6 protein-coding genes and 1 tRNA gene are annotated in these 6,145 nt (G+C 53.1%); 4 read left to right on the plus strand and 3 right to left on the minus strand.

From position 1 onward, the window contains the following. Positions 1–782 (plus strand): pyridoxal-phosphate dependent enzyme (locus Q7V06_RS01190; protein ID WP_304836863.1); only part of this gene is annotated, 782 nt, incomplete at its 5' end. Here the strand turns inward: Q7V06_RS01190 and metG are convergent. Next, positions 783–2,783, minus strand: a complete 2,001-nt coding sequence (gene metG, locus Q7V06_RS01195) for a methionine--tRNA ligase (RefSeq protein ID WP_304836866.1) — start codon at positions 2,781–2,783, stop codon at positions 783–785. It abuts the gene before it with no gap. A 43-nt stretch (positions 2,784–2,826) separates the two neighbouring features. Here metG and Q7V06_RS01200 point away from each other — a divergent pair, with 43 nt between their 5' ends. Next, positions 2,827–3,546 (plus strand): hypothetical protein, encoded by a 720-nt coding sequence (locus Q7V06_RS01200; RefSeq protein ID WP_304836868.1) that lies wholly within the window; start codon positions 2,827–2,829, stop codon positions 3,544–3,546. Here the strand turns inward: Q7V06_RS01200 and Q7V06_RS01205 are convergent. Beyond that, positions 3,523–4,515: a DHH family phosphoesterase gene (locus Q7V06_RS01205; RefSeq protein WP_304836872.1), complete on the minus strand. Its 993-nt coding sequence runs from the start codon at positions 4,513–4,515 to the stop codon at positions 3,523–3,525. The two genes, Q7V06_RS01200 and Q7V06_RS01205, sit on opposite strands and share 24 nt — an antisense overlap. 108 nt (positions 4,516–4,623) lie before the next feature. On the opposite strand from Q7V06_RS01205, the gene Q7V06_RS01210 reads away from it, so the two are divergent. Continuing rightward, a tRNA-Phe gene (locus Q7V06_RS01210) sits at positions 4,624–4,697 on the plus strand. Between the two features lie 247 nt (positions 4,698–4,944). Beyond that, the gene (locus tag Q7V06_RS01215) at positions 4,945–5,331 is read left to right on the plus strand and encodes a carboxymuconolactone decarboxylase family protein (protein ID WP_304836875.1); all 387 of its coding nucleotides are present in this window, start codon (positions 4,945–4,947) and stop codon (positions 5,329–5,331) included. A gap of 87 nt (positions 5,332–5,418) precedes the next feature. On the opposite strand, the gene Q7V06_RS01220 is transcribed toward Q7V06_RS01215, so the two are convergent. Next, a partial coding sequence (locus Q7V06_RS01220; protein ID WP_304836878.1) for a PAS domain S-box protein occupies positions 5,419–6,145 on the minus strand: 727 nt, incomplete at its 5' end.

The raw sequence follows: 6,145 nt of genomic DNA on the forward strand, positions 1-6,145 counted from the left end.
GTCTCTACTTCATCCATCCCTATGATGACGAGGGGGTGATCGCCGGTGCAGGAACAATAGGTTCAGAGATACTCGAAGAGCTCAAGACGCCGGATGTCGTGATCGTCCCCGTCGGTGGAGGTGGCTTGATCGCAGGGATTGCTACGGCGATGAATGGTAAAAGAAGAGGTATCCGTATCATCGGAGTTCAGTCTGCTGCCTGTGATGCCGCATACAGGGCATTTACCTCAGGAGTACGTGAAACCGTCGTCCCAAAACGCTCTGTTGCAGATGGAATCGCGGTTCCTGTTACAGGGGAACTCCCGCTTCAGTTAATCAGACGATATGTGGATGAGATGCATACAGTCACAGAGGAGGAGATGATCGATGCCATCCTCCTCCTGCTTGAACGAAAACGGCTGATCGTTGAAGGGGCAGGTGCAACACCGCTTGCACTTCTGCTATCAGGAAGGATCAGTCTTCCTCGTGGGAGCGTGGTTGTGCTCGTCATCTCGGGAGGCAATATCGATCTCCCCCTCCTTGAGCGGGTGATACGACAAGCCCAGATCAGACGTGACCGCGTGATGAGCATCTCTGTCACCCTTGATGACAGGCCTGGATCACTTGCAGAACTCCTCCTGGTGATCGCAGAAGCAGGGGGGAACATCCTTGATATTGCACAGAAAAGGGAGAATAAAGATCTCCACCCGACCGAAGTGCAGGTGGAGGTGGAAGTCGAGACCCGGGGGGCTCTTCACCAGCAGCGGATCAGGGCAGATATTCTCTCTGCCGGGTACCGGTGATCACCGGATCTTTGTGCCGGGTTCCACATCACGATTTGGGAGGAGGAGGGCGGCATCATCGCCTGCGGCAAGGATCATTCCCCTGCTCTCGACTCCGAAGATCGTGGCCGGCTCAAGGTTTGTGATCATCACCACAAGGGAACCGGCGAGTGCTTCAGGAGTATAGAATGGAGCGATACCTGAAACGACCTGCCGCTTCTCTGAACCGATATCAACTGCAATCTTTAAGAGCTTCTTTGACCCCTTGATCGGTTCAGCCGAGAGTATCCTGCCGACACGGAGATCCATCTTACCAAATTCATCTATGGTGACCATCTGTTTCTTCTCCTCATGTGCTTCCTGCTTCTTCTTTGCTGCCTCGACCCGCCCCGCAAAGGTGGATTCGAGGACTGCATACTTCTCATCGTCCAGCTTTGTGAAGAGCGGAGCGGCTTTTCGTAATGTGACTCCTGAGAGCGGGGTATCGGCCTCATCAAGATGGTGTCCAGAAATTGGCGTATCGTATCCGAGCATCTCCCAGATCTTTCCTGCAGAGTCAGGGAGAACCGGCTCAAGGAGGAGGGCTAACGCCTTCACGATCTGGAGGCAGTCTGCAATGACAGCCTTTGCTTCTGCCGGATCTGTCTTCAGGAGTTTCCAGGGTGCATTCTTCTGGATATAATTATTTCCAAACGCAGCAAAAGTCATGATGCCGTCAACGGCAATCTTAAACTCAAATGCCCGGAAGGCATCATCAACCAGAGCCCTGGTCTTTCTGATCTCTTCTGTGATCTCAGGTCGCGCCCGGATATCGGGGATACCTCCGAGTTTATCCTCGGCGAAATAGATGGTCCGGTAGATGAAGTTACCAAGCGTGTTCACAAGCTCGTTGTTTACCCGTTCCTGGTATGCCTTCCATGAGAAGTTCAGTTCTTTGGTGTGGCTTGTGTAGCTGAGGAGATAGTACCGGAGGTAATCGGAGGGGAGACCGACATCGAGGTAGTCTTCGTTTGCCCATACAACATAGCCGCGGGATTTTGAGAACTTCTGGTCCTCAACCTTGAGCATGCCTGAGGCAACCACTGCATTGGGAGATCCATACCCTGCAGCCTGGAGGAGAGCGGGCCAGAAGATACAGTGGTGGTAGATGATATCTGACCCGATGAAATGCGTCACCTCACCGTCTCCGCACCAGTACCGCCGCCAGTCATCATTGTGGGCCTTCGTCCACTCCTCGGTGAAGGAGATGTACCCGATCGGGGCATCCACCCAGACATAGACGACGAGCTCCTCGTTTCCGGGGAACCTGACTCCCCAGTTCAGGGTTCGTGTGATGCACCAGTCACGGAGTTCGTTCTCCACCCAGCCGATCGCATAGTTTCTCGCGTTCAGTGTGCCCTTTAAGTCTTTCAGGTACTCAAGGAGGTAGTCGCGGAATGCACTCAGTTTAAAGAAGTAATGCTCCTGCTGGCGGGTTTCGGCTTTTGTCCGGCAGACGGTGCATGTCGGATCGAGGATCTCACCTGGTTCGAGATGGCGGCCGCACCCCTGATCGCATTCATCACCACGGGCATGTTTTCCGCAGTGGGGGCAGGTACCTTCGACGTACCGGTCCGGAAGGAAACGCTCGCAGGAGGTGCAGTAGCTCTGGTTAATGATCTCGGAGTAGACATACCCCCGATCGATCAACCGATTAATGATAGATTTCGTACGTGCATGGTTTGTTTCGTTGTCTGTCATCCCGAAGTGATCGAAGACAACACCCATCCGTTCGAAGGTCTCTTTGAAGTGGGTATGATACCGCTCAGAGAGCGCCCTCGGTGTGGTGCCCGACTCCTCGGCAGAGACGACTATCGGTGTCCCATGGTTATCCGAACCACAGACGAAGAGGACATCCTCTCCCACTCTCCGGAGGTACCTGACATAGCAGTCTGCGGGCACATAGGTCCGCAGATGACCGATGTGACACAATCCATTGGTATAGGGAAGTCCACAGGTGACCAGTTTTGGTTTCCCACTCATCAGTATCCTTTTTGCGGGGGATCGTATAAATACAGTGTAAGTTATGGCTAGGCGATTGCAGATCCCGGTACGGGGCCTCGGATCAGAGGTAGATACTCCGTCTGTTGCCGATCTTGCCGCATGGGCAAAGACCCGCGCAGGAATCGGCGGCGATGTTACGACATTCCATCTGATGAAGACCATCGAAGTACAGAAGGGTGTAGATCTCCCTGCTGCCGGGGGATGGTACTATCGGGACAGGATGGCAGAGGGGATCGTTCCTGATGCACCGATGGATGAGATACTGGGTGATATCAGAGCGGTCTCATCAATACAAAGAAACTGCTGGTGGTCGCTTCCGTCCACCGGATCAGCAGATGAAGATGAGGTACTGGCCTTTCGGCAACTCCTCAGGACGATGCGGGATGAAGGCGTGTATGGGCATATCCTCCTCTCGGATACGGAGCCGACTCCAATTGAGCGTGAGCTGATCACGGGCAGGCGTGTCTTCTGGTATCTGGCAAAACCAACAGAAAGAAGCCTTGAAAAAGTGCTGGAGATCCAGCGGGATATTGCAGTCCGACCGGAACTGCTCCCTCTCCTTGAAGAGCTGATGGGATCCTATACGGTGCGGAATGTTATTGTGATCGAACCCGGTGAGGGCGACCTCAGGCGGGCGATAGATCTCGTCGATTCCGACAACATCATGACCGGAGGGTTTGCCCCTTCGGGAGACGCCTCATACTGGGAAGACCTCGTATCAGGATCGTTTCTCCTTAGGTAATGCCTCTGCAACGGAGACGAACCTGTCGAAGTGAGAGGTTCTTCCGAGGATTCGGAAGAAAACCTTATCCCAGAAGGTGAAGGGGAATGAACCACCGGATGCATTCGGGTGGCCGCCACCCCCAAACTCTGCCGCTATGAGGTGGCTTATCGGGGGTGCTGACCGGAGTGAGAATCGGCCGTTCTCCGAGATGATCACCTCGATATCGGTCTTATACTCTTCCCTGATGGCGGCGGCGGTCTCACTTGGGTAGTTTATGAGGGGAGCAAAGGCGATCCGGAACCGGCCTTCCCGTATCTTCATTCTCCTGATGCTCTTTCTGATGGCGATCGTCCGTTCCCTGTCGATGGCAGCATAGGTCTCGTTGATCCAGTCGTCGGAGAAGACACCCTGCTCAAGCCGATCACGGAGGGGACGCAGGTTCTTGTTGATCGATCCGATCTGACCGAGGATTGCAGACCGGGGGTCTTTGTGAGTCCATAGGTCGTAATCACAGACGATCCGGGCGACCTTAACAGAGATGGGATCGTCTGGTGCCAGTGCACGTGCGACGAGACCGCACCCGCAGGTGGAAGTATCAACAGTGAGCTCCTCGGTGTACTGCGAAACCCGTTCGATCTCCTCCTTCTTCCATCGGTGGTGGTCCCGCCAGATGATCCGCCAGCCGGAAGCTTTTGCCCGCCGCGCTGCATCATCTGCCCCCTTCTGAAAACCAAGGTCCGAGATGGAGATGAGATCGCCGTTTCCTGGGACGTTTGCGATGGAGTTTAGGTTCTTCGTAAACCTGCCGACCGACGAGAAGACGGTGAAGATGGCGTCGTGCCCATAAACCCGTCTGTGAATGGCATCGGCACCGGCGGCATCGAGGTCATTGTGGGTCAGATGGACGATCTTCTGCGTCCGATTGCGGACCAGTTCCTCAAGGGTCGGTCCCTGCTTCTTTTCAGGTTTGCTAAAGGGCCATCTCATGGCTATATATCTGCACCATTGGTTGATAAATGGGGGCGGTGAACCGTTATTTGAGAGAGACAAAACGGATGTATTAAATAGGAAACTGGCCAATATTGTAATCCCAATGCCTCAGTAGCTCAGACTGGGAGAGCGCCAGACTGAAGATCTGGTTGTCCCCGGTTCAAATCCGGGCTGGGGCACTGTGAACTATTTTTACCACACCCTTTAAAAAAATTTCAACTCCTTCTCCTTTAGTCCGTTGAATTATCATACCAGGTCAGATATCTATGAAGCAGATCCCCCACAGCGAGTAAACAGGTGACCTTCTCCGGTGCTGGCGGGATAAGGTTGTATGTGTTCTCTTCCCGATACATTCCAGGGATTCTCCGGTCACACCGTACCACAGAACCGCCCTGATTATCTGCTATCATGAAGAATACTGCTCTGATGTCAGAAGAACGATACCAGCAGGGAATCGCACAGCTTGAAGAGATGGGTGGAACGCCCGTTTTGGCGATGCTCGAACAATTACAGGATACCACATCCGATCTTACCAGATTTACGGTAGAATTTGCATATGGAGATATACTCTCAAGACCCGGACTTGACCTGCGTACCCGCCAGATTGCAACAGTTGCAGCACTCACGGCACTCGGCACCGCCCCGGTCCAGCTCCGGGCACATATCGATATGGCGCTTTCTGTCGGATGTACACGTGATGAGATTAAAGAGATCATCATCCAGATGGCGCTCTATGCAGGATTCCCGGCAGCCCTCAACGGTATGGCAGCGGCACAAGAGGTCTTCCGGGTAAAAGACAAGAAGGTGGCCTGACAATTCCGGTATTGGAACAGACTCTGATGGAGTCAGACCCTCATCTTCACCAATGCAATCACTGTCCATACGGGACAAAAAAAATTGTTATTTCTTCGCCATCTCTTCTTTGAGAAGATCACGCAGCGGAGTATCCCTCTTCCCGGGAATGACACGCCTGAGCATCTCTTCGATCCTGATACGCTCGGTTATGTCCCGGAATATAAGCACTGCTCCGTTAAGTCTCTCCCGGTCATCGTGAATCGGGGTTGCCACATACTCAATATACCGTCGTGTTCCATCCTTTGCGATCAGCACAATTCTATCATCATCATCGGATGAGATGATATCCTGGTCGGTAAGCGCCATCTCCACCGGATCAGCCACAGTCAAAGCGGCTTTTTCAACCTCAATCGGGAAGATCTTAGATGAGGGCTGTAAAACTGCTTTCTCCTCATTCACACCGGTGAGCATCTCAGCAACCGGATTCATGAACTTCACCAGTCCATCGGTATCGGTCGCGATAACCCCCTCGCCCATACTCTTGGTCATCGTCCTGATCCACCGCTCACTCTCGCGCAACTTACTCTCCATCATAGCCTTATAAAGAGCAATCTCTATTGCTGTGACCACATCGGACTCTTCGAAAGGTTTGATGATGTACCCATAGGGTTCGGTTACTTTCGCCCGGTTGATCGTTTGTGTATCAGCATAAGCTGTCAGATACAGGACAGGTATTCTCAACTCTTCCTTGATGATGCCTGATGCGGTGATGCCATCCATCTCCCCTTTCAGGACAATATCCATCAGCACGATATCCGGTTGATGCTGGCGA

This window comes from Methanocalculus sp. (assembly GCF_030651615.1).
GTDB lineage: Archaea > Halobacteriota > Methanomicrobia > Methanomicrobiales > Methanocorpusculaceae > Methanocalculus.